Origin of the sequence: Rubrimonas cliftonensis (assembly GCF_900107585.1) — a bacterium.
GTDB classification, from domain to species: Bacteria; Pseudomonadota; Alphaproteobacteria; order Rhodobacterales; family Rhodobacteraceae; genus Rubrimonas; species Rubrimonas cliftonensis.
Genome location: NZ_FNQM01000012.1, coordinates 71,252 through 93,347, shown reverse-complemented (window position 1 = coordinate 93,347; position 22,096 = coordinate 71,252). Strand labels below are relative to the sequence as shown.

Annotated in this window: 14 protein-coding genes and 3 pseudogenes; 9 read left to right on the top strand and 8 right to left on the bottom strand. The window is 70.1% G+C overall.

From position 1 onward, the window contains the following. Positions 1 to 56: 56 nt before the first annotated feature. A pseudogene (locus BLW43_RS16285) lies at positions 57 to 467 on the top strand (integrase core domain-containing protein); the annotation flags it as partial. 201 nt (positions 468 to 668) lie between these two features. Here the strand turns inward: BLW43_RS16285 and BLW43_RS16280 are convergent. The 6 genes from BLW43_RS16280 to BLW43_RS16255 all read right to left on the bottom strand — a co-directional run bounded on the left by BLW43_RS16280 (position 669) and on the right by BLW43_RS16255 (position 7,445). Further along, on the bottom strand, positions 669 to 1,997 hold the full coding sequence (locus BLW43_RS16280; RefSeq protein ID WP_093255057.1) for a TRAP transporter large permease: 1,329 nt from the start codon (positions 1,995 to 1,997) through the stop codon (positions 669 to 671). After that, complete coding sequence (locus BLW43_RS16275; protein ID WP_093255056.1) at positions 1,994 to 2,557, bottom strand: TRAP transporter small permease subunit; 564 nt, start codon at positions 2,555 to 2,557, stop codon at positions 1,994 to 1,996. The genes BLW43_RS16280 and BLW43_RS16275 overlap by 4 nt, the downstream gene beginning before the upstream one ends. A gap of 77 nt (positions 2,558 to 2,634) precedes the next feature. Then, complete coding sequence (locus tag BLW43_RS16270) at positions 2,635 to 3,690, bottom strand: C4-dicarboxylate TRAP transporter substrate-binding protein (protein WP_093255054.1); 1,056 nt, start codon at positions 3,688 to 3,690, stop codon at positions 2,635 to 2,637. 46 nt (positions 3,691 to 3,736) lie between these two features. Next, on the bottom strand, positions 3,737 to 6,118 hold the full coding sequence (locus BLW43_RS16265; RefSeq protein ID WP_093255053.1) for a xanthine dehydrogenase family protein molybdopterin-binding subunit: 2,382 nt from the start codon (positions 6,116 to 6,118) through the stop codon (positions 3,737 to 3,739). Further along, positions 6,115 to 6,606 carry a (2Fe-2S)-binding protein gene (locus tag BLW43_RS16260; RefSeq protein WP_093255102.1) on the bottom strand — a complete coding sequence of 164 codons (492 nt, stop codon included), beginning with the start codon at positions 6,604 to 6,606 and terminating at the stop codon, positions 6,115 to 6,117. The genes BLW43_RS16265 and BLW43_RS16260 overlap by 4 nt, the downstream gene beginning before the upstream one ends. Positions 6,607 to 6,611: 5 nt before the next feature. After that, on the bottom strand, positions 6,612 to 7,445 hold the full coding sequence (locus tag BLW43_RS16255; protein ID WP_093255051.1) for an FAD binding domain-containing protein: 834 nt from the start codon (positions 7,443 to 7,445) through the stop codon (positions 6,612 to 6,614). Positions 7,446 to 7,581: 136 nt separating this feature from the next. Between BLW43_RS16255 and BLW43_RS16250 the strand changes: the two genes are divergently transcribed. Next, positions 7,582 to 8,265 (top strand): TetR/AcrR family transcriptional regulator, encoded by a 684-nt coding sequence (locus BLW43_RS16250; RefSeq protein ID WP_093255101.1) that lies wholly within the window; start codon positions 7,582 to 7,584, stop codon positions 8,263 to 8,265. Between the two features lie 146 nt (positions 8,266 to 8,411). Here the strand turns inward: BLW43_RS16250 and BLW43_RS16245 are convergent, their stop codons facing one another. Together BLW43_RS16245 and BLW43_RS16240 are read right to left on the bottom strand one after the other, a co-directional pair. Beyond that, a complete protein-coding gene (locus BLW43_RS16245; RefSeq protein ID WP_093255050.1) occupies positions 8,412 to 9,353 on the bottom strand; it encodes a glycosyltransferase family protein in 942 nt (313 codons plus the stop codon). Between the two features lie 106 nt (positions 9,354 to 9,459). Beyond that, positions 9,460 to 10,158, bottom strand: a complete 699-nt coding sequence (locus BLW43_RS16240; protein ID WP_139284098.1) for a hypothetical protein — start codon at positions 10,156 to 10,158, stop codon at positions 9,460 to 9,462. 83 nt (positions 10,159 to 10,241) lie between these two features. On the opposite strand from BLW43_RS16240, the pseudogene BLW43_RS24755 reads away from it, so the two are divergent. The 7 genes and pseudogenes from BLW43_RS24755 to BLW43_RS16210 form a co-directional block, all read left to right on the top strand. Beyond that, a pseudogene (locus tag BLW43_RS24755) lies at positions 10,242 to 10,439 on the top strand (hypothetical protein); the annotation flags it as partial. Between the two features lie 204 nt (positions 10,440 to 10,643). Next, a pseudogene (locus BLW43_RS24750) lies at positions 10,644 to 11,238 on the top strand (IS5 family transposase). Positions 11,239 to 11,807: 569 nt separating this feature from the next. Further along, on the top strand, positions 11,808 to 12,299 hold the full coding sequence (locus tag BLW43_RS16230) for an Lrp/AsnC family transcriptional regulator (RefSeq protein WP_093255047.1): 492 nt from the start codon (positions 11,808 to 11,810) through the stop codon (positions 12,297 to 12,299). 147 nt (positions 12,300 to 12,446) lie between these two features. Then, a complete protein-coding gene (locus BLW43_RS16225) occupies positions 12,447 to 13,616 on the top strand; it encodes a glycine cleavage T C-terminal barrel domain-containing protein (RefSeq protein ID WP_425441190.1) in 1,170 nt (389 codons plus the stop codon). A gap of 88 nt (positions 13,617 to 13,704) precedes the next feature. Next, positions 13,705 to 14,259 (top strand): methylenetetrahydrofolate reductase C-terminal domain-containing protein, encoded by a 555-nt coding sequence (locus BLW43_RS16220; RefSeq protein ID WP_093255043.1) that lies wholly within the window; start codon positions 13,705 to 13,707, stop codon positions 14,257 to 14,259. Next, entirely contained in the window at positions 14,256 to 15,278 is a 1,023-nt protein-coding gene (locus BLW43_RS16215; RefSeq protein ID WP_093255042.1) for a methylenetetrahydrofolate reductase, read from the top strand. The genes BLW43_RS16220 and BLW43_RS16215 overlap by 4 nt, the downstream gene beginning before the upstream one ends. A gap of 295 nt (positions 15,279 to 15,573) precedes the next feature. Further along, positions 15,574 to 22,041: a phytase gene (locus tag BLW43_RS16210; protein WP_093255040.1), complete on the top strand. Its 6,468-nt coding sequence runs from the start codon at positions 15,574 to 15,576 to the stop codon at positions 22,039 to 22,041. The last annotated feature ends 55 nt before the right edge of the window (positions 22,042 to 22,096 follow it).

Genomic DNA, 22,096 nt, shown 5'->3' with positions numbered 1-22,096 from the left:
ACGCCGGCGACATGTCCGGCGCTCGCGCGAACGGCTGTTCACCACGCTCTATCGCATGCCTCGCGACTGGCCGGAACCCGTTAACCCGTGGCGTCCGCGTCGGCCGCGAGCTCGACCGCATCGTCGAGCTGCGCGGCAGGCCCTGCATGATCGTGTCCGACAACGGCACGGAGTTCACTTCGAACGCCATGCTGACATGGGCGGAGAAGAACGCCGTCGAATGGCGCCACATCGCGCCGGGCAAGCCCACCCAGAATGCGTTCATCGAAAGCTTCAACGGTCGTCTGCGCGACGAGTGCGTGAACGAGCACATCTTCGATGGTCTCGCCCATGCCCGCCGCGTCCTCGCCGCGTGGCGGCCCGACAATAACGCCGTCCGTCCGCACACGAGCCTGGGCGGACTGACCCCGATCGAGTACGCCAACCAGGCCAGAGAGGCCCAGAACAAGAACATCGCTAACCTATGAGCGAGGGCATATCGGGGGCAGGGTCACGCGCTGGCGCTGGATCCGGCCGGGGCCCGAACCGCTCTGCCGACAGGTCCGTGTCGTCTTCGCTGCGCGCAGGGGGGGGGGCGACGCCCGTGCGAAGCGCAGGCCAGCCCCCCCCCGACGGCGTCGATCATGGACCGGATGTTCGACGGGCAGTGTGGTCGACTTCGAAGCCCCCTAGAGGAACAGCGTCGCCGTAACTGGAAACAGCGCCACGATCACCAGCACCGCCAGCATGACGGCGATGAAGGGCAGCGTTGCGGCGAAGATCGCCTCGACCGAAACCTCGGGGTCGTTGAGGGTGTTGTGCACCGTGAACACCGAGATGCCGAAGGGCGGGGTGAGCAGGCCGATCTCCACCGCCAGCACGGTGACGATCCCGAAATGGCTGAGATCGATCCCGAGACTTGCCGCGATGGGCGCGGCTATGGGCGCCATGATCAGCAGGATCGAGGTGGAATCGAGGATCATGCCCATCAGCAGGATGATGGCGACGTAGAAGAACATGAAGCCCAGCGGCCCGAAGCCGGAGTCCGTCACCAGCCCGGCGATGGCGTTCGGCAGTCCCGCGATCGAGAGCATCCGCGAGTAGAAGCTCGCCGCGATCAGCAGCAGCAGGATCGACACCGAGATGACGCCGGTCTGCTTCATCACCTGCCAGAACTTGCTCCGGTCGAGCGAGCGCCGCGCCAGCGCCAGCACGAGCGCGCCGAAAGCGCCGACGGCCCCCGCCTCGGTCGGCGTGAAGAAGCCCGAATAGAGCCCGCCGAGCACGAGCAGCACCAGCAGGGCGATCGGCGTCAGTTTCGCGGCCATGCGTCCCGGCGGCATCGGCGGGGCTTCACGGTCGAGGCGGCGCAGGCGGCTCGCCTCTGGGTCGGTCAGCACGAACCGGGGAAAGAGCAGCGTCACGGCCACGAGCATGGCGACGAAGCCGCCCGCGAGCATCAGCCCCGGCACGATCCCGGCGATGAACATGCCGCCGATCGAGACTTCGGCGAGAATGCCGTAGACGATCAGCAGCAGGCTCGGCGGGATCAGCATGCCCAGCACCGACGAGCCGGCGACCGTGCCGGCGGCGAAGGCCGGGCGGTAGCCGTGCCGCGTCATCTCGGGCACGGCGACGCGGGTGAAGACGGCCGCCGAGGCGATCGAGACGCCTGTGACCGCGGCGAAGATCGTGTTGGCTGCGACGGTGGCGACGCCGAGGCCGCAGACGACGCGGCGCAGCAGCTCCTCGGCGACCTCGAAGGTGTCGCGGCCGACATTGGAGGCGCTGACCAGCAGGCCCATCAGCACGAAAAGCGGGATGGTGGCGAACAGGTAGTCGGCGATGCCGCTGTAGGCGGTCAGCTCCAGCATGCGGAAGGCGAGGCCGAGATTGTCGCGGATCAGCCAGATGCCGGCGAAGGCCACGGCGAACAGCGCATAGGCGATCTGGAGCCCGAGCAGGACGAGAAGCACCAGAACGCCGATGAGGGCGAGGCCCAGCCCGAGCGCCGTCATGCGGCGGCCCGCGCCTTGCGCAGCTCCTGCGCCGCCACATAGAGGGCTGCGCAGGCGGCGAGCGCAGCGCCGAGCACGGTGACGCCGCGAAACGGCCAGGTCGGGATGGTGAAGACGCCCTGCACGCCGAAGAACTCCGCGCCGGCCCAGGCGTCCGCCAGCTTTGGCCACGAGGCCCACAGCACCAGAGCGAAGACGACCGCGCCGGTCAGCGAGAACAGCGCCTCGACCAGCGCCTGCGTCCGCGGCGCCCGGCCCTCGAGGCGGCGCAGGATGAAGTCGGCCCGCGTCAGGCGGCGCTGCAGGATCGCGGCGGAGACCTGCAGGAACACGATGGCCACGACCGAGCGCGCGGCGATCTCCGAGACGCCGGTGATCGGGGCGTTCAGGAAGTTCCGTCCCACCACGTCAGCGACGACCAGCAGCATCAGGCCGCCGATCCACGCCGTGCCGATGGAGGAGAGCGCCGCCGCGACGCCGCCTAGGAGGGCGCCGACCGGCGCCTGCGCGAAGGGCGGGACGAGGGCGTCGGTCTTCGGTTCGCCGTTGTCACCGCTCATGCCGGCTCCGTGCTCCAGATTGCGCGGGGGTCAGCCGCCGCGCGCCCGGCGGGTGCTCGGGCGCGCGGGGTCGGACGTCAGAGCCCTTCGTCCCAGGCGCGCAGCGGCTCGGCGCCGCGCGCGCGCAGCGCCTCGAAATAGGCCTTGAGCACCACCGCGCCCTTCTCGCCGGTCTGCTCCAGCCAGGGCTCGATGATGTTGGGCAGCCCATTGACCCAGGCGGCCTTCTCGGCCGCGGGCAGTTCGTGGACAGTGAGCCCGGCTGCCTGCATCTCGCCCATGGCGCGTTCCGCGAGCGCGGCGACATAGTCGCCATGCGCGGCGGAGGTCGCCTTGGCGGCTTCGCGGAACGCCTGCCGCACCGGCTCGGGCAGGCCCTCGAAGAAGTCCATGTTGGCCGCGATGCCGCCGAAATACATCGAGCCGATGCCGACCCGCGTCAGTTCCGGCGCGACCTCGTAGACGCGCGTGGGCAGGATGCCGGAGGCGAAGGACAGCGTGCCTTCGGTCACGCCGGTCTGGATGTTGGTGTAGTAGGTGGTCAGCGCGCCGTCGACCGGCGTGGCGCCGGTGTCGCGCAGCCAGTTGGCCGAGGTGCCGGGCGCGTTCAGCTTGCGGTTCTGCAGATCGGCGAGCGTGTTCACCGGGAAGGTCGCGTAGATGTCGTAGCTGTCGGTGATCAGCGACGAGAGGTGGACCATGTTGTTCTCCGCCCAGCTGTCGCGCAGCTCGGGCAGCGTTTCCGACAGCTCGTCGAAGATCTCGATGATCATGCGGTGGTCTTCGGTGGCGAAGGGCGTGAAGTAGGTGACGTTCTGGAGCGGCATGGTCGCGCCTTCCCAGACAGTTCCGACCATGCCGACGTCGACGATGCCGTCCATCACCGCCTCGCGGGTGTCGGTGAACTTGTAGAGTGTGCCGGCGTAGTTCTCGCTCCATGACACCTGGTAGTCGCCGGCCTCGGCGAGGATGCGGTTCACTTCCGGCTGGAAGGTGTTCTTCATCGCATAGACCCAGATGTTGGCCTCCGGATGCGACGAGCCGATGTTGACGGTGATGGTCTGCTGCGCGGCGGCGGCGCCGGCGAAGACGAGGGCGATTGCGGTCGCGGCCGCAAGACGCTTCGGTTCCATGGGTGTCCTCCTCTGGCGGGCGCCTTCTTGCGGGCCCCGATTGGGTTCAGTCGTCGAGGGCGCCGAGCGCGCGCAGGATGCGCTCAGGCGTGAAGGGCATTTCCGTCACCTGTGCGCCGAGCGGGCGCAGGGCGTCGTTGATCGCGTTCATCACCGCCGCCGGCGCGCCCGCCGTGCCGGCTTCGCCGGCGCCCTTGGCGCCGAGCATGCTCTCCCGCGTCGGCGTCTCGACATGGCCGATCACCATGTCGGGCATCTCGGCGGCCATCGGCACGAGGTAGTCGGCCATCGAGCCGTTCAGCAGCTGCCCGTCGGCGTCGTAGTGGATTTCTTCGTAGAGCGCGCCGCCGAGGCCCTGCACGATGCCGCCGCGGATCTGCTCGTCGACGAGCTGGGGGTTGATGACGCGCCCGCAATCCTCCACGCACCAGTGCTTCAGGAGCGTCACGACGCCGGTCTCGACGTCGACTTCGAGCCAGGAGGCCTGCACGCCGTTGGTGAAGGCGAAGGGGTAGTCCGAGGTGATGAAGTGCCGCGTCTGCACCAGTTCGCGCGGCAGCCCCTTCGGCAGCGTGTCGCCGCGGAAATAGACGATGCGGCCGAGCTCCTCCAGCGGCAGGCGCGCCGCGCCGCCTTCAGCGTCGACCACCACGCCGTCGCGGATGTCGAGCGTCGCGGCGTCGGCCTGCAGCATCGCCGCCGCCACCTCGAGGATGGCGCCGCGCAGCGCGCGCGCCGACAGGAGCGCCGCCTCGCCGCCGATGCCGGCCCCGCGCGAGGCCCAGGTGCCGCCGCCGTAAGGCGTCACCTGCGTGTCGCCGGTGACGACGCGGACCGCCTCCGGGCGCACGCCGACGCCCTCGGCGACCACCTGCGACAGCATCGCCTCCGTGCCCTGCCCCTGTTCGGTCACGCCGGAGAGCGCGACGATCGAGCCGTCGGGGTCCATCCGCACGGTGCAGCCGTCCTGCGCCGAGATGCGGGCGCCGCCGATGCCGTACATGAAGGGCGAAGGGTTGGTCAGCTCGATGAAGCTGGCGAAGCCGAGACCGCGATGCACGCCCCGCGACCGCGCCTCCGCCTGGTCGGCGCGCAGGGCGTCGAGGTCCATCAGCGTCAGGAGCTTGTCCATCGAGGCGTGATGCGAAAGGCCCTCGAAGCGCATCTTCGCCGGCGAAGTCACGGGATAGGCGTCGTCGGCGTAGAAGTTGCGCCGGCGGATCTCCACCGGGTCCATCCCCAGTTCAGCCGCAGCCATGTCGACCAGCCCTTCGGTGATCGCCACGGCGATGGGGTGGCCGACGGCGCGGTACTGGCAGGTGGGCGTCTTGTTCTGGAAGACCACGGTGGTCTGCGCGCGGTAGTCGGCGAAGGCGTAGGGTCCGCCGCAGAGGTTCACCACCTGGTTGCCCTCGATGGCTGAGGTTCGCGGATAGACGGAATAGGGTCCGATCGCAGTCCAGTCGTCGACGTCCATCGCGAGGATGCGGCCGTCCGCATCCACCGCCAGCCGGGCGGAAATCTCGTGGTCGCGGGCGTGGATGTCGCTGCCGAAGCTCTCCAGCCGGTCCGCGACGAACTTCACCGGGCGGCCCATGATCTTCGCGATCGCCGCGGTGGCCATCTCGTCGGGATAGACATGCACTTTGACGCCATAGGAGCCGCCGACATCCTCGCAGATCACCCGCACGCGGGCTTCGGGCACGGCGAGATGCTGCGCGAAGACGGTCTGCATCATGTGCGGCGCCTGTGTCGCGTGCCAGGCGGTGAGCTGGCCCTCCGCGGGGTTCCAGTCCACCAGGATCGAGCGCGGTTCGGGCGTGACGCCGGTGTGGCGCGCGGTGCGGAACCGGGCGGCCACGACCTTGTGCGCGCCCGCGAAGGCCGCCTCGACGTCGCCTTCGTGGTGAAGCCGGCGGAAGGCGAGGTTGTCGCCCAGATCGGGGTGGATGACCGGGGTCTCGGGGTCGAGCGCGCTCATCATGTCGGTGACGGCCGGCAGCGGCTCGTACGCCACGTCCACAAGGGCCGCGCCCTCCTCGGCCGCGGCGCGGCTCGCAGCGACGACGGCGGCCACCGGCTCGCCGACCCAGCAGGCGCGGTCGACGGCGAGGGCGTGCTGCGGCGGCGACTTCAGCCCTTTCAGATGCGCCAGCACCGCGACCCACGGGCTGCACACGGCGGCGATCTCCGCCCCGGTGAAGACGCGCAGCACGCCCTTGACCGCCCGCGCCGCCGCCGTCTCGACGGCGCCGAGGCGGGCATGGGCGTGGGGCGAGCGCACGAAGGCGACATGGACCATGCGCGGCGGCGCCAGATCGTCGACATAGCGCCCGCGGCCCTGCGCTAGACGCGGCGCGTTGGGGCGCGGGACCGTCCTGCCGATGTAGGAGTTGGGGCGGTCTGGGTCGCCGAAACGGATGCTCATCGCGCCGCCCCTCCGGCGCGCGCCTGCGCGACGGCTTCGACCGCGTCGATGATCGCCTCGTAGCCGGTGCAGCGGCAGTAGTTGCCCGACAGGCGCTCGCGGATCTGCTCGCGCGTCGGCGCCGGGGCGCTGGCGACGAGCTCCTGCGCCGCGACCAGCATCCCGGGGGTGCAGAAGCCGCATTGCAGCGCGTTGCGCGCCACGAAGGCTTCCTGGAGATCGGCGATCTCGCCGGTCTCGGACAGGCCCTCGACGGTCCAGACCTCGGCGCCATGGGCCTGAGCCGCGAGCATGAGGCAGCCGCGCACGGACCGGCCGTCGACGCGCACCGTGCAGGCGCCGCAGACGCCGTGCTCGCAGCCGGCATGGGCGCCGGTCAGGCCGAGGTCTAGCCGCAGGAAGTCGATCAGGTGGCGGCCCGCCGGCACGCGCGCCTCGACCGCCTCGCCGTTGACGCTCAGCGCCACGTCGATCTGCTGCGGAAACATGTCCGTCACGCCGCGCCTCCTTCGATCCGGGCCGCCGCGCGGCGCAGGAGCACGCCTGCGAGATGGCGGCGATAGGCGGCGCTGGCCTGCGTGTCCGAAGGCGGGTCGATCTCCGCCTTCAGCGCAGCCGCCGCCCCCGCCATGTCGCCCGCGTCGAGCGCCGCCATGGCGCGCTCGGCGAGCATCGGCCGCGGTCCCAGCGAGAACAGCGCGAGCCTGTGCCGCCCGGCCCGGCGCGTCAGGCAGAGGCCAGCGAGCGCGTAGTCGCCGCAGCGACGCGCGACCTCCTCGATGACCTGCGCCTCGGCTTCGGCGGCTTTCGGGACGATGACCGCCGTCAGAATCTCGCCGGGCGCCAGCGCGGTCTCGAAGGTGTCGCGGAAGAACGCCGCCGCCGGGATGGTCCTGGGCCCCGAGAGGCTCTCGACCTCGAATTCCGCGCCGAGCGCCAGCGCGCAGGCCGGAAACTCCGCCGCCGGGTCGGCATGGGCGATGGCGCCGCCGATGGTGCCGCGATTGCGGATGGCGGCGTGGGCGATCAGCCCGACCGCCTCGGCCAGCATCGGCGCATGGGCGCGCACCAGAGGATCCTCGGCGATCTCGACATGGCGGGTGAGTGCGCCGATGCGCAGGCTGTCGCCCGCGTCGTCGACGCCGCGACAGGCGCCGAGCGCGGAGATGTCCACAAGGATGTCGCCTGCGGTGAGCCGCATGTTGAGCGCGGCGACGAGGCTCTGCCCGCCCGCGAGCACGCGTCCCGCTTCGCCTGCAACTGACAGCAGCTCGAGCGCGTGGCGCAGATCCCTCGCGCGCGCATACCCTCCGACCGAAGCCTTCATGGCTTCATCTCCGCTTCCCCCCTGCGCCCGTTTCAGGCTGTTATTGAGCGCGTGCTCATCGCTCTTGATCGAATGATCTATATTGCGCGCCGCTTTGCAAGCGGAACATGCTTCGGGGCGCAGTCGGGGGATGCGGATGGCCGAAACCAGCGGGGCGGAGCATAGCGAGACGGGGGAGCGGGCCGTTCGGCGCCGTCTCCCTCCCGACGAGCGGCGCCGCCAGATCGTCGATGGCGCGGTCGCGTTTTTCGCCGATGTCGGCATCGAGGGCGCGACGCGCGACCTGGCCCGCCGCCTCGGCATCACGCAGTCGCTTCTTTTCAACTACTTCGCGACGAAGGAGGAGCTGGTCGAGGCGGTGTATGCGCGCGTCTATCTGGACCGGCTTTCGCCCGACTGGCCGGAGCGGCTGCAGGACCGGTCGACGCCGCTGCGCGCGAGGCTGCTCGCGTTCTACACCGAGTACAGCGAGCTGATCTTCCAGTACGAGTGGATGCGCATCTTCATGTTCTCGGGGCTCGCCGGCGCGGCGCTGAACCGGCGCTATCTCGACCATCTCGGCAAGGTGATTCTGGGGCCGTTGCTCGCCGAGCTGGCGGAGTCCGCCCGTTCCGGCCCGCCGCCTACGATGGAGGACATCTGGAACCTCCATGGCGGGATTGTCTACATCGGCATCCGCCAGCACATCTACCGCATGCCATGCCCCGACGACCCTTCGGTTGCGATAACCCATGCGGTCGACCGGTTCCTGTACGCTTTCGGCCTCGAAGCGCCGTCCGGGGCCGCGGCGGGCGTCACGGCGAGCGCGGCGCGTCGTTGAAGCCGCGAAGGCGTCATGCGCCGCCGGAGCGCCACGCGGTCGACGCCACGCGCGACGCCGCCATGGCGCCGGCCTTCGCCCGGCGGTTTGAACCGCACCGGGAACATGGTCGATGCGCCGAACCGGGTCCGCCCCGAGGTCGGCGCTCACAACGCCGTCCGCGTCGACCCGTGAAGCGCGTCCGTCTCCCGCGATCTCGACCTGCGGGCCTGGCTGAACGGCGTGACGCTCGACGGCTCCCGGCCCGGAAAGCCCCCCGCGACCACGCTGCGCGCGCATCGCTCGGCGATGGCGTCGAGGCGTTCGGCGACAGGCTTCGGTTCATCCTGGTCGCGCCGGCGTGATCCGGCGATCCGGGAAAATGGAGGGCAGATCTCCATGATCCGCTCGGGATGCAGGCGTCCCGCGGTCCAGTCGCGAAGCGCCTTCCAGTTGCCCAGCGTGCGGCCGCGCCGATCCACCCGGGGCTCCGGCGTCAGAAGCTTGCCGTGGTTAGCGAGGAGGTTGCGCAGGCAGAGCCGGGCAGCCTCGCGGCGCGGCATCACGCCCTTGCGCACCAGATAGATCGGGTTGGCGATCTGGCTGTAGCCGAGGCGCTGCCCCCGCTTCTCTCGGCCGGCCTTGACCCCGCAGTGCACGCCGACGAAACCCGCGGCGACGACCATCCGGCCGCGCGCACGGGCGCGCATGCTGACGTCGACGTCCTCCTGCCATCCGTAGAGCGGCAGGCGCTCTTCGAAAACCATCCCTTCGACCATGCCTTGGCGAAAGGCCATGTTGCAGCCGTAGAGGCTCGGGCGCTCGCGCAGCACGCCGGCGTCCGGGCCGGCGCGCTCGGCGCCATACGCGGCGACGATGCGCTCAGCTTCTGCGCCGGAGATGCCGGGTCCGGTGATCCCGTCCGCCAGCACGACCCCGGTGATCCCGGCGACGTCGGGGTTGGCGTGGAAGCACCGCGTCACGCCCTCCAGCGCGAAGCGCGACGGCACGAAATCATCGTCGAAGAACACCTGAAAGCCGCAGTGCGCCGCCGCGCGCGCGATGCCGCGGTTGCGCTGCGCGCGCAGGCCCTTTGAGCCGGTCGCCACCTCGACGGCGACGCCGTCCGCGAGCGACGCCAGCGTTTCGTCCGACGGGCGTCGGCCCGATCGACGACCGACAGGACGAACTTGGCGGGTTGCAGTGTCTGCCGCATCAACTGCGCCGCCAACGTGGCGGGCGCTTCGGGTAGCTCCAGCGACGCGATGACGAGGCCAGCGCCTCCCGGTCCTGACGGCCCCATGATCGATCCTCCGTTTCATCGGCCGCGCGCGCCGAACGGCCCCGTGGAACGGGCGCGCCCAGCCTGCGCGCCGCCAGATCGCGCAGGCGCTGGACGATCAGCGCCTCGAACCCAGGCGGCCTGCCCGCAAGCTCCCAAAGTCCCGCAAGCGCCTCCCCGAAGACAACCAGCCCCGCCGCGCCGGCGAGGGCCGTCTCGACCAGAAGGCGAAGCGGCCCCGTCCCGTCGACTGCGGCGGGGCGCAGCGCCAGCATTGCGCCGGCCATCGCGGTCAACGACGCGACCGTGCGCGAGAGCCCGCACATCTGCCGCCATGGGCTCAGCCCGGTCATGCGCCGCACCGAGCCCATGGCGAAGATCACCATGCCGAGGACCGAAATCGCCCGCGCGGCCACGGTCCCCGTCGTTCCACAAGCCGCGACCCCGAACAGCAGCGCCGGCGCCTTCAGGGCGACCTCGGGCCAACGGCTCCATCTGAAGGCCAGATGGTGCGGCATCAACACGACGCCGCGCCGCGGCCGGTCCGCGGCGAGCGACAGCGTCATCGCGCCGTCGGCGCAGGCCTTGGACGGCTGCAGGCCTAGAAGGTCGGCGGACAGCGGGCCCCGCACCAAGCGCCGGATTCACCGGCACCGTTGCAGAACTCTGGCTGCGAAGGATTCACATCAAGAATCCATGCATTTAGACGGGTGGCATGACCAAGCCCAAGCCCAAGCCCAAGCCCAAGCCCGCCCGCTACCCCTCGACGAACTGGTCCGGCTACAACCCTGCGCTCTGCAAGCGCGGGTCGCTGCTGATCTGGCTGGACAAGGCGATGGCCTGGCACGCGCCGCATGAGGGCCGCCCGCCGGTGTTCTCGAATGAGGCGGTCCACTTCTGCCGGTCGATCAAGGGTGAGGGGCGCCCGGAAAACAGTCCGGTGGACTGTTATCAGCCCTGAGCGGGCGGAGCCCCGGGAAGGTTCAAGTCGCCACCGCGACAGACCGCCGGGAAGGTCGCCAGTCTCCTGCGCCTGCCGGGCCGGGCTGGCCCGTTCCCGACTACTCCAAATTGTGTCGCCGACAGAAGACGCTGAAAGTGCAGATCCCCTATCGCCGTGCCGTTGAACCTGCTGGTGGACAGCACCGACGCCAAGTTGTTCGGCGATGGCGAGTGGCAGGCCCGCAATCATGGCGTTCAGGGGCGGCGCCAATGGCGCAAGGTCCACCTGGCCATGGACACGGCGACCTCCGACATTCGCGCGGTCGAGTTCACCCCCAAGCCGGGCAGGCGACAGCCCCGTCCTGCCGGACCTGCTCGACCAGACCCCTGAATGCGAAGACGTCGGCGCCGTGACCGCGGACGGCGCCTGCGACACCCGCCGCTGCCACAGCGCCATCATCGCACGCGGCGCCACGGCGATCATTCCCATCCGCAAGAACGGCCGACCGTGGAAGGAGGACTGCCCAGCCGCCCGGGCGCGCAACGAAACCCTGCGCGCCACGCGTCACTACGACCGCGCATTCTGGAAGCGGTGGACAGGACACCACGCCCGCAGTCGCGCCGAAGCAAGGATGCGCTGCTTCAAGGCCTTCGGCGAGCGCATCGCTTCAAGAGACCCCGACCGTCAGACAGCCGAAATCCACATCCGCGTCGCCCCCATGAACCGCTTCAACGCTGTCGGCGCCGCCGAGATCGTCCGCGTGGCATGACGCAGATGGGAAAAACGGCCCTCACGCCCCACGCCGCCTTTGTGCGACAATGCCGCTGAACGGTACGCTCGGCGGGATCACGGCCCCTTTCGGCTATGCCATGCTCGCCTTCAGGGGGGCGGCGGCGGATGTCGCCATGGACCGCCTTCATCGCGCCGCGTGGCCGCCTGTCGGGCTGTTTCTCGTCGGGCTGGTTCTCGTCGGGATGATCGTCATCGGCGTCGCGCAGGCGCTTGCGGCGTGGCCGCCGTCATCGCTCCGGACTGCTGGCGGCGGAGGCCCGAGCCGTCTCGAGGGCGAGCGCGTCGCGGACCTGCGCCACGCCCGGCGACGGACGCCGACGCCGATCGGCGCCTGCGGCCTTGATTCCCGCAGGAATCAGGGGGCACTCTCCGGTCCCTGCCTGCGCCTCAGCGCCGGGCGGCGGACGTATCACAGGCTTCCAGAGGCCGGGCGCGGCCCGCCAAGGCGCATGACGAGGGGAGGTCGATGCGACAGCGCTGCTTCGATGGGGCGATCGCCGCGGCCGCGGCGGCAAGCCGGGGCGGGGACGGGCGACGGCGAGCGCCATGACCAGGGTAGGCCTCGACGCCGTCGACATCCGTATTCTCGGCGCCGTGCAGAAACATGGCCCGCTGAGCCGCGCGAAGCTCTCCGAACTCGTCAACCTGTCGCCGACGCCGTGCTGGGCGCGGCTGAAGCGGCTGGAGACGGCGGGGATCATCCGCGGCTACGGCGCCGACATCGCCATCGAGCGCATCGCCCATTTCACGGAAGTCTTCGTCACGGTCTCGCTCACGCACCATCGCAAGGCCGATTTCGACCGGTTCGAGGCGGAGGTCCGCCGGCTCGACGAGATCACCGAATGCGTCGCGACCGGTGGCGGCATGGACTATGTGCTCAAGGTCGCCAGCGCCAACATGGCCGCCTTCCAGGACCTGATGACGCGCCTGCTGGAGGCCGAGCTGGGGATCGACCGCTACATGACGTATATCGTCACGCGGCGCATCAAGAACGCGCCGCCAAACCTCGCGCGACTCGCGCCGAGGCCGCGCAGCTGAAACGGACGGATCAGCCCGGCGAGCGCGGGCAGAATGCGCCGCGCGGTCTGCGCATGGCGCAAAATCAGGCTGTTTGGCCATGGCGACGGCGCATTATCCCCGAAGCAGACACCGGTCGAGAACGAGCCGGAAAACTGAAAAAGGAGGATGACGCCTATGAACCCTACCCCCGAATTCGGCTTCGGAACGCAGATTCGGAAATCCCCGTACTTCGACGCTACGGTGCGTTGGGGAGCGAACGCCTTTTCGGTGTACAATCACATGTATATCCCGCGAGACTTCGGCGATCCGGAGCAGAACTTCTGGAATCTCGTGACCGACGCGATCCTGTGCGACGTCGCGGTGGAGCGTCAGGTCGAGATCACCGGGCCGGACGCGGCGCGCTTCGTCCAGATGCTGACGCCGCGCGACCTGTCGCGGATGGCGGTGGGGCAGTGCAAGTATGTGCTGATCACCAACGCCGAGGGCGGCATCCTCAACGACCCGATCCTCCTGCGGCTAGGCGAGACGCATTTCTGGCTGTCGCTGGCCGACAGCGACATTCTGCTGTGGGCGCAGGGCGTGGCCGTGCACGCCGGGATGGACGTGACCATCCGCGAGCCCGACGTCTCGCCGCTCCAGCTACAAGGCCCGAAATCGGGCGTCATCATGCAGGCGCTGTTCGGCGAGGCGATCACCGATCTGCGCTACTACCGGCTGCGCGAGCTGGAGCTGGACGGCATTCCGCTGATCGTCTCGCGCACGGGCTGGTCGAGCGAACTAGGCTACGAGCTTTACCTGCGCGACGGCGCGCGCGGCGACGCGCTGTGGGAGAAGATCATGGCGGTCGGCGCGCCTCTCGGACTGAAGGCGGGGCACACCTCGTCGATCCGCCGCATCGAAGGCGGCATGCTCTCCTACCACGCCGACGCCGACAGCGACACCAACCCCTTCGAGCTGGGGCTGGACCGGCTGGTGAACCTCGACATGGAGGCCGACTTCATCGGCAAGGCCGCGCTGCGGCGCATCCGCGACCAAGGCGTGCGCCGCCTGCAGGTGGGCCTCGTGATCGAGGGCGCGCCGCTGCAGGGGCCGAACACGACGTTCTGGCCGGTGTTGAAGGATGGCGTCATCGTCGGCAAGGTCACTTCTGCGATCCACTCGCCCCGACTGGGGCGCAACATCGCGCTCGCCATGGTCTCGGCGGCGCATGCGGCGCCGGGCGAGGCGGTCGAGGTCGCCGGCGCGTCCGGTCGGGTGGCGGCGAAGGTGGTGGAGCGGCCGTTCTACGACCCCGCCAAGCAGCTCGCGGTCGCGCAGGCGCCCTGCGCGGCGTGAAACCGGCGCCGATCCGCCGGTCTGGCGGGGCGGCGCCCCGGGCGGCGCGGTTGCGCCGCCCGAGAAACGTGATCAAGGGAGCGTCGGCATGTATCGCGTGAGGCTGTTCGCCGTTCGCCACGCCAGGCGCTTCGAGTGGCTCTACGGGCGCTTCGAGGCGTTCATGGCGGCCTGCGATCCATTGTTCTCCCGGCTCGGCTATGCGCGGGTGGAGCGGCCCGTGGCCTTCGTGGAGCGGCTGACCAAGGGGTTCCTGTTCGACTGCCGGATGTGCGGCCAGTGCGCGCTGTCCTCCACCGGCATGTCCTGCCCCATGAACTGCCCCAAGCAGCTGCGCAACGGGCCCTGCGGCGGGGTGCGCGCCGGCGGTTACTGCGAGGTGATCCCCGAGATGCGCTGCGTCTGGACCCTCGCCTGGGAAGGCGCCGCCCGCATGCGCAATGGCGGCGGCATCCATGAGGTGGCGCCGCCGGTGGACCGCTCGCTCGAGGGCACGTCGTCATGGCTCAGGGCGAGCCGCGAGAAGGCGGCGGCGCGGCGCGAGGCGCGCGAGGCCGGCCGCACCGCGCTGGCCCGCGCCTATCCGGGCGCGCGCGCGTCCGAACCCGCCACCGCGCCGCTGGCCGACGAGCCGGCGCGATGAAGGGCGCGGCGCAGGATGCGCCGAACCGCGCCGGGTCGCTCGCCGACCTTGTCAGGCCCTACCCCGAGCCGCCGGCCGGCCATGTCTCCGACAGCCGACTGGAGGCGGTGCTGCGGTCGGGCCGCTTCGCCGTGACGGCCGAGCTGAACCCCCCCGACAGCGCCGATCCGGCCGACGTGTTCGAGGCTGCGCGCCCGCTCGCGGAAGTGGCCGACGCGATCAACGCCACCGACGCCTCGGGCGCGAACTGCCATATGTCCTCCATCGGCATCTGCGCGCTGCTGACGCGCGCGGGCCACGGCACCGTCTACCAGATCTCGTGCCGCGACCGGAACCGCATCGCCATCCAGGGCGACGTGCTCGGCGCCGCGGCGATGGGCGTGCGCAACGTGCTGTGCCTGACCGGGGACGGCGTGGGCGCCGGCGATCAGCCCGGCGCCCGGCCGGTGTTCGACTTCGACTCGGTGTCGCTGGTGCGCGCCATCCGCACCATGCGCGACGACGGCGTGTTCCTGTCGGGGCGACGCATCACGCGGCCGCCGCGCCTGTTCATCGGCGCCGCCGAGAACCCCTGCGCCGAGCCGCGGGACTGGCGACCGGAGCGGCTGGCCAAGAAGGTCGAGGCCGGCGCCGACTTCATCCAGACCAACTACATCTTCGATCTGCCGGTGTTCGAGGCGTTCATGGCCCGGGTGCGCGACCTCGGGCTCGACCGGCGCGTGTTCATCCTCGCCGGGGTCGGGCCGCTCGCCTCGGCGCGGGCCGCGCGGTGGATGCGCTCGAACGTGCCGGGCGTCCACATCCCCGACGCCGTGATCGACCGACTGGAGCGCGCGGCGAACCCGGCGGAGGAGGGCAAGCGGCTCTGCATCGAGCTGATCGGGCGCATGAGGGAGATCCACGGCGTCGCCGGCGTCCATGTCATGGCCTACCGTCGCGAGCACCTCGTCTCGGAGATCGTCCACGCCTCGGGCGCGCTGGACGGACGCCGGCCATGGCTGCGCCACCCGGACGCCTGACAGGGCGGCGCGCCTGCGCCGCAGACGGGCCGGGCGCGTCCTCGCCATCGCTGATTTCGGAAGACAAGGGGATCACGACCTGACGCACTCAAGGGTGGCGCCGATACGCCGCGCGCCGCCGCCCGGCGCGGTCGCCCGGCGTCATGGGCCGGCGCTCGCGAGGAGCGACGCGCCGGCGGTTCGGCGCGCCTCGCGCCGTCACGCCAACGTCACGCATTGGCGCGGTAAGCTTCGGCGGCGCGTCACACTTCGCTGTTAACCTTCCCTGAGAGGTCGCCTAACGGGGGAACAAGCCATGATCGATCAGATTCGCGTCGCGACGTTCAATGCGTCGCTCAACCGCAACAACGCGGGTCAGCTGATCGACGATCTGTCGACGCCCGACAACCAGCAGGCGCGCAACGCCGCCGAGACGATCCAGCGCGCGGCGCCGGACGTGCTGCTGATCAACGAGTTCGACTACGACGCCGGCGGCGTGGCGGCGGACCTGTTTCGCGACAACTACCTCGCTGTGGCGCAGAACGGCGCCGCGCCGGTCGACTACCCCTACGTCTACGTCGCGCCCTCCAACACCGGCGTCGCCTCGGGCTTCGATCTCAACAATGACGGGACCGTGGGCGGCCCCGACGACGCCTTCGGCTTCGGCTTCTTCGAGGGCCAGTTCGGCTTCGCGATCTTCTCGAAGTTCCCGATCGACGAGGCCGGCGTGCGCAGCTTCCAGAATTTTCTCTGGAAGGACATGCCCGGCGCGCTGCTGTTCGACACGGAGAACGGGACGCCGCTGGCCGGCGACGGCGGCTTCTACAGCGCCGAGGAGATCGACGTCCTGCGGCTGTCGTCGAAGAACCATGTCGACGTGCCGGTGATCGTGGACGGCGAGACGGTGCACATCCTCGCCGCCCACCCCACCCCACCGGTGTTCGACGGCGCGGAGGACCGCAACGGCAAGCGCAACTTCGACGAGATCCGCTTCTGGACCGACTACGTCTCCGGCAAGGGCGACTACATCCATGACGACGCCGGGAACGCCGGCGGGCTGGCGGCGGACGCGCGCTTCGTCATCGTCGGCGACTACAACGCCGACCCGTTCGACGGCGACGCCTTCGAGGGCGCGGCGAACCAGTTCTTCGCGACCGACGCCATCCTCGGCTCGACCACCGACGCCGACATCACGCCGTCCAGTCAGGGCGGCGTCGACCAGTCGGCGGCGCAGGGCCTGCTCAACCTGACGAACGAAGGAAACCCCGCCTTCGACACCGCCGATTTCGGGCCGGACTTCTCGGTGCCCAACATCCGCGTGGACTACGCCCTGCCGTCGAAGGCCGGTTTCGCCTACCAGGGCGGCGAGGTGTTCTGGCCGGGGATCGGCGAGCCGTTCGAGAACCTGACCGGGACCTTCCCGTTCCCGACATCCGACCACCGGCTCGTGGCGGTCGACCTCGCGCTGACGCCGACCGGCCTCGGCGCGCGTCTGACGCCCGGCGCCATCGAGTTCATCGGCGAGGCGAGCTTCGCCACCGGCACCCTGTTCGACGGAGCGGTGATCGGCGGGCTTTCGGGCCTCGCCTTCGACGCCGAGGCCGGCGTCTACTACGCCATTTCCGACGACACCGGCGGCTTCGGCGACCAGCGCATCTTCGAGCTGACCATCGAGTTCGGCGCCGACGGGATGCTGAACGACGGCGACGTGACCTTCACCGACCTGATCGTGCTGACCGACGGCGGCGCGCCGATCGCGGCGGCCGCCGACACCGAGGGCGTGGCGCTGGTGGACGGCGGCTTCCGCGTGATCTCCGAGCGCAACCTCGCCCCAGCGAACGACCTGACGCCGCGCCTGCTGAGCTTCGACATCGACGGCGCCAAGACCGCCGAGGTCGTGGCCGAGGCGAAGTTCATCGGCGACGGCGCGACCACTGGCGTCATCAACAACCTCGGTTGGGAAAGCCTGACCGTGACGCCGGACGGGGAGACGCTCTACGTCGCGACGGAGAACGGCCTGATCCAGGACAGTCCCTTCGCCACCGTCGACAACGGCACGGCGGTGCGCATCTCGCGGCTCGACGCGGCGACCGGCGCGACGCTCTCGGAATACGTCTACATCGTCGATCCGGTCGCCGAGCAGACCGTCCCGCCGGGCGGCTTCGCCACCAATGGGCTGGTGGAGCTGCTGGCGATCGACAATGACGGCTCGCTGATCGCGATGGAGCGCAGCTTCTCCGCCGGCGTCGGCAACGCCATCAAGCTCTACGCCGTGCGCACCCAGGGCGCTACCGACGTGAAGGATTTCGACAGCTTCGAGAGCGCGGTCGAGGACGGCGAACTCGAAGTGAACGTCGACGCCATCGCGGAGAAGACGCTGCTGCTCGACCTTGGCGAACTGGGCATCACGCTCGACAACATCGAGGGCATGGCGTTCGGGCCGGATCTCGCCGACGGGCGCAAGCAGCTGATCCTGGTGTCGGACAACAACTTCGCCGCCACGCAGGAGACGCAGTTCCTCGCCTTCGCGCTGGAGCTGGGCGCGACGCCGCTGATCGCGCCGGTGCTGGAGACGCCCGACGAACTGCGCTACCCCGACCCCGCCGACGCGCCCATCGTGATCGCGCATCGCGGCGGCTCCGCCGACCGGCCCGAGCACACGCTGGAGGCCTACCGCTTCGCCATCGAGCAGGGCGCCGACTTCGTCGAGCCCGACCTGGTGACGACGAAGGACGGCGTGCTGATCGCGCGCCACGAGCCGTGGCTGGCGACGGTGCAGACCGCCGAGGGCGAGATCGTCCGCGACGAGAACGGCGACCCGGTGATCACGTTCGCCTCGACCGACGTGGCCGAACTCGCGCAGTTCGCCGACCGGCTGACCACCAAGCAGATCAACCCGATCCAGAGCGTCACCGGCTGGTTCGCCGAGGATTTCACGCTCGAGGAGATCAAGACGCTGCGCGCCGTCGAGGACCAGCCGGAGCGCCGCCCCGGCTCGGCGGCCTTCGACGGCCAGTTCGAGATCCCTACGCTCGCCGAGGTGATCGCACTGGTGCGCGAAGTCGAGGCCGAGACCGGGCGCGTCGTCGGCATCTACCCCGAGACCAAGGAGCCGACGTTCCTCAAGCACACCGGGACGTTCCTCGACGGGACGCCGATCAACATCGACACCAGCCGCATCCTGATCGACACGCTGGTGGCGGAGGGCTTCACCGACCCCGACCGCGTCTTCATCCAGAGCTTCGAGATCGCCAACCTGCTGGAGCTGGCGCAGACCATCATGCCGGAGGCGGGCGTCGACCTGCCGCTGGTGCAGCTGCTGTTCAACGCGCCGACGTTCCCGACCGTGGACCAGTTCTTCCACTTCTCGGGAGCGCCGGGCGCCGACCCGTCGCTCTACGCCGACCTGCCGTTCATCGACGGCCCGACGCCGAGCGCGGCGCTGCGCACGCCGGAGAACCTTGCGACGCTGGCCGAGGTCTACGCCAGCGGCGTCGGCCCGGCGCTGAGCCTCGTGCGCGACGGGGCCGGCGAGCCGACCGGGCTGGTCGAGGCGGCGCAGGCGGCGGGGCTGCTGGTGCATCCCTACACCTTCGCCGACGCGGTCAACGCCGACATTCCCGACCCGGCCGACGTCGCGCGCTATGTCCAGGAGCTGGGCTTCGGGATTGACGGGCTGTTCACCGACAACTCCGACACCGGCCGCGCGGCGGTCGACCAGGTGCTCGCCACTGAGGGCGCCGACAGCGACGACCCCGCGATCTACCGCACCGCCTCGGGCGAGGGCCTCGTGGTGACGGCGATGAAGGAGGGCGGCCTGCGGGTCTATGACCTTGACGGCGTCGAGCTGTTCCGGGTCGAGGACGCGGCGACGCGCTTCAACAACGTCGATCTGGTCTACGGGCTCGGCGGCATGGACATCGTCGTCGCATCGGACCGCGAGCAGGACACGGTGGCGATCTTCGCGCTTTCCGACGACGGGACGCTGACGAACGTGACCGGCGCGGTTCCCGCCAGCATCTTCGGCGTCGACGACGGCGAGGCGACGGCCTACGGGCTGGCGACCTACACCTCGCTGGTCGACGGATCGGAGTATGTCTTCGTCACCCAGGCCGACGGCGGCCAGCTGGCGCAGCTGAAGCTGACCCTGGGCGAGACCGGGGTCGACGCGGAGATCGTGCGCATCCTCGACCTGCCCAACCCCGAGGAGCTGGACGCGGCGGACCTGCAGTCCGAAGGCGTCGCGATCGACCGGCAGACCGGGATCGGCTATGTCGCGACCGAGGGGGCCGCGGGGCTCTACGCCTTCAACGCCGAGCCCACGGGCGACGCGGCCTTCGCGCTGGTGGCCGACAACGACAGCTTCGTCCCCGATCTCGAGGGCGTCTCGATCGTCTACGGCGCGAACGGCGCGGGGTCGATCATCGTCTCCAGCCAGGGCGACTCGAGCTTCACCGTGATCGACCGCCGCACCTACGAGGTGAAGGGGTCGTTCGCGACCACGGCGGCGAACGGCGTGGACGCGGTGGAGGAGAGCGACGGCATCGACATCGCCTCCTTCGCGCTGCCGGGCTTCGAGCGCGGGCTGATGGTGCTGCACGACGGCTCCAACGACCCCGCGTCCGTGTTCCCCGACCCCGAGGACCGCGAACTGCAGAACTTCGACACCAACTTCAAGTATTTCGACCTGTCGCACGCGCTGGGCGCGGTGGGCGCCGGGCCGATCGCGGCGGATTTCGACCCGCGCGACCCGGGTCGGGTGGCGAGCCTCGGTCTCGACACGATGCCCGAGGGCGTGGCGGCGGGCGACGCGACCGACAGCAGCGTGGTGCTTTGGGCGCGGAGCACGGCGCGCGGCCTGATCACCTTCGAGGTGCGCGACGCCTCGGGCGTGGTGGCGACCGTCGCCGGCTACGTCTCCGACCCCGAAATCCCGGTGCGGGTGAGCGTGACGGGGCTGAGCGCTGGCACGGACTACAGCTACGCCGCGACCGACGCATCGGGCTGGAGCGAGAGCGGCGTGTTCGAGACCGCCGCCGCCGCCGGGGCCTACGCCGGCCTGCGCTTCGGCGTGACCGGCGACTGGCGCGGCGAACTGGCGCCTTACCCGGCGGTGGCCAACGTCGCCGACGCCGGTCTCGCCTTCATGCTGCTGCACGGCGACACGATCTACGCCGACATCGGCTCGCCGGGCCTGCTGAACCCCGACGGCACGGAGAAGGCGCAGGCCGAAAGCCTGTCGGACTTCCGCGCCAAGTACCAGGAAGTCTACGGCGAGCGCTTCGGCGAGAACTTCTGGGAGGAGGTGCGCGAGAGCACGTCGGTGTTCGCCACCATTGACGACCACGAGGTGACCAACGACTTCGCGGGTGGGCAGACGATCGGCTCCAGCCCGCTGCCCGAGTTCCTCGCGGCGTTCCCCGGCGACGACCCCGCCGCGCTCGTCAATGACAGCACGCTCTACGAGAACGGGTTGCAGGCTTGGCAGGAATACCATCCGATCGAAGAGCGCTTCTACGGCGACACCGGCGAGGAGCGCACGGCGGGTGAGCGCCAGCTATATCGCAGCCAGCAATACGGCGACGACGCGCAGTTCATCGTGCTGGACCAGCGCAGCTTCCGCGACGCCGCCCTGCCCGGACCGTCGAACACCTTCGACCCCGCCCAGGTGGGCGGCGCCTACGCCGCCAGCTTCACGCCGGGCCGCACCATGCTGGGCGCGGCGCAGCTCGACGACCTGAAGGCCGACCTGCTGTCGGCGCAGGAGAGCGGCGTGACCTGGAAGTTCGTCAACACGCCCGAGCCGATGCAGAACCTGTTCCCGGGCATCAATATGGACGCCTGGGACGGCTACAGCGCCGAGCGCACTGAAATTCTGAAGTTCATCAACGACAACGCCATCGAGAACGTGGTGTTCGTGGCGGCGGACGTGCACGCGACCTTCGTCAACAACCTGACCTATCAGGAACAGCCTTTCGGCGCGCAGATCGCCACCTCGGCCTTCGAGATCACCACCGGTTCGGTGGCGTTCGACGCGCCGACGGGCAGCTTTCTCGGCAACCTGATCACCGCCGGCGACCCCGCCCTGCGCGCCTTCTACGACAGCCTGCCGATCGCGCCCGACGGCGACAGCCTGCCCAACGACAAGGACGACTTCGTGAAGGCGGCGATCAACGACATCCTGCTCGACCCGCTGGGCTTCGACCCGATGGGACTGGACGACAACCTCGCGCAGGCGGACGGCCTGATCAACGCGCGGCTCGTGCAGGGCGACTACGTCTCGGCCCACACCTTCGGCTGGACGCAGTTCGACATCGACGCCGCTACGCAGGCGCTGACCGTCACGACCTACGGCATCGAGCCCTATTCGGAGGCCGAGCTGCTGGCCGACCCGGCGGGCGTGGCGGCGCGGATGCCGCAGATCGTCAGCCAGTTCGTCGTGGAGGCCGCGCCACTGCTGATCGAGACCGCGCCGGGCGAGCGCTTCGTCGGCGGCGACCGCGCCGAGATCATCATTTCCGGCGGCGGGCGCTCGGAAGTGGCGACCGGCGGCGGCGCGGGCGACATCTTCGTGTTCAACGACGACCCCGGCGCGCGGCAGGTGTTCCGCATCCAGGACTATTCCAGCGCCGAGGGCGACAGCATCGCGCTGAACGGCCTTAGCGTGGCGGACAGCCGCGAGGCGGCGGGGCGCGTGATCCTGACGCTGGACAGCGGCGACACCATCATCGTCGCAGGGGCCGACGGCTTCGACGACATCGCCTTCGCCGACGGCCTGTTCTGAGAACGACCCCCGTTGACCGATCACTGAGCGGCGCATCCCGCCCCCACGGGGGCGG

Coding starts and splice junctions, on each gene's coding strand:
- BLW43_RS16230 (WP_093255047.1), top strand. CDS start 11,808: ATGACCAGGGTAGGCCTCGACGCCGTCGACATCCGTATTCTCGGCGCC.
- BLW43_RS16255 (WP_093255051.1), bottom strand. CDS start 7,445: ATGAAGGCTTCGGTCGGAGGGTATGCGCGCGCGAGGGATCTGCGCCAC.
- BLW43_RS16220 (WP_093255043.1), top strand. CDS start 13,705: ATGTATCGCGTGAGGCTGTTCGCCGTTCGCCACGCCAGGCGCTTCGAG.
- BLW43_RS16215 (WP_093255042.1), top strand. CDS start 14,256: ATGAAGGGCGCGGCGCAGGATGCGCCGAACCGCGCCGGGTCGCTCGCC.
- BLW43_RS16275 (WP_093255056.1), bottom strand. CDS start 2,557: ATGAGCGGTGACAACGGCGAACCGAAGACCGACGCCCTCGTCCCGCCC.
- BLW43_RS16265 (WP_093255053.1), bottom strand. CDS start 6,118: ATGAGCATCCGTTTCGGCGACCCAGACCGCCCCAACTCCTACATCGGC.
- BLW43_RS16280 (WP_093255057.1), bottom strand. CDS start 1,997: ATGACGGCGCTCGGGCTGGGCCTCGCCCTCATCGGCGTTCTGGTGCTT.
- BLW43_RS16260 (WP_093255102.1), bottom strand. CDS start 6,606: ATGTTTCCGCAGCAGATCGACGTGGCGCTGAGCGTCAACGGCGAGGCG.
- BLW43_RS16225 (WP_425441190.1), top strand. CDS start 12,447: ATGACGCCTATGAACCCTACCCCCGAATTCGGCTTCGGAACGCAGATT.
- BLW43_RS16210 (WP_093255040.1), top strand. CDS start 15,574: ATGATCGATCAGATTCGCGTCGCGACGTTCAATGCGTCGCTCAACCGC.
- BLW43_RS16270 (WP_093255054.1), bottom strand. CDS start 3,690: ATGGAACCGAAGCGTCTTGCGGCCGCGACCGCAATCGCCCTCGTCTTC.
- BLW43_RS16250 (WP_093255101.1), top strand. CDS start 7,582: ATGGCCGAAACCAGCGGGGCGGAGCATAGCGAGACGGGGGAGCGGGCC.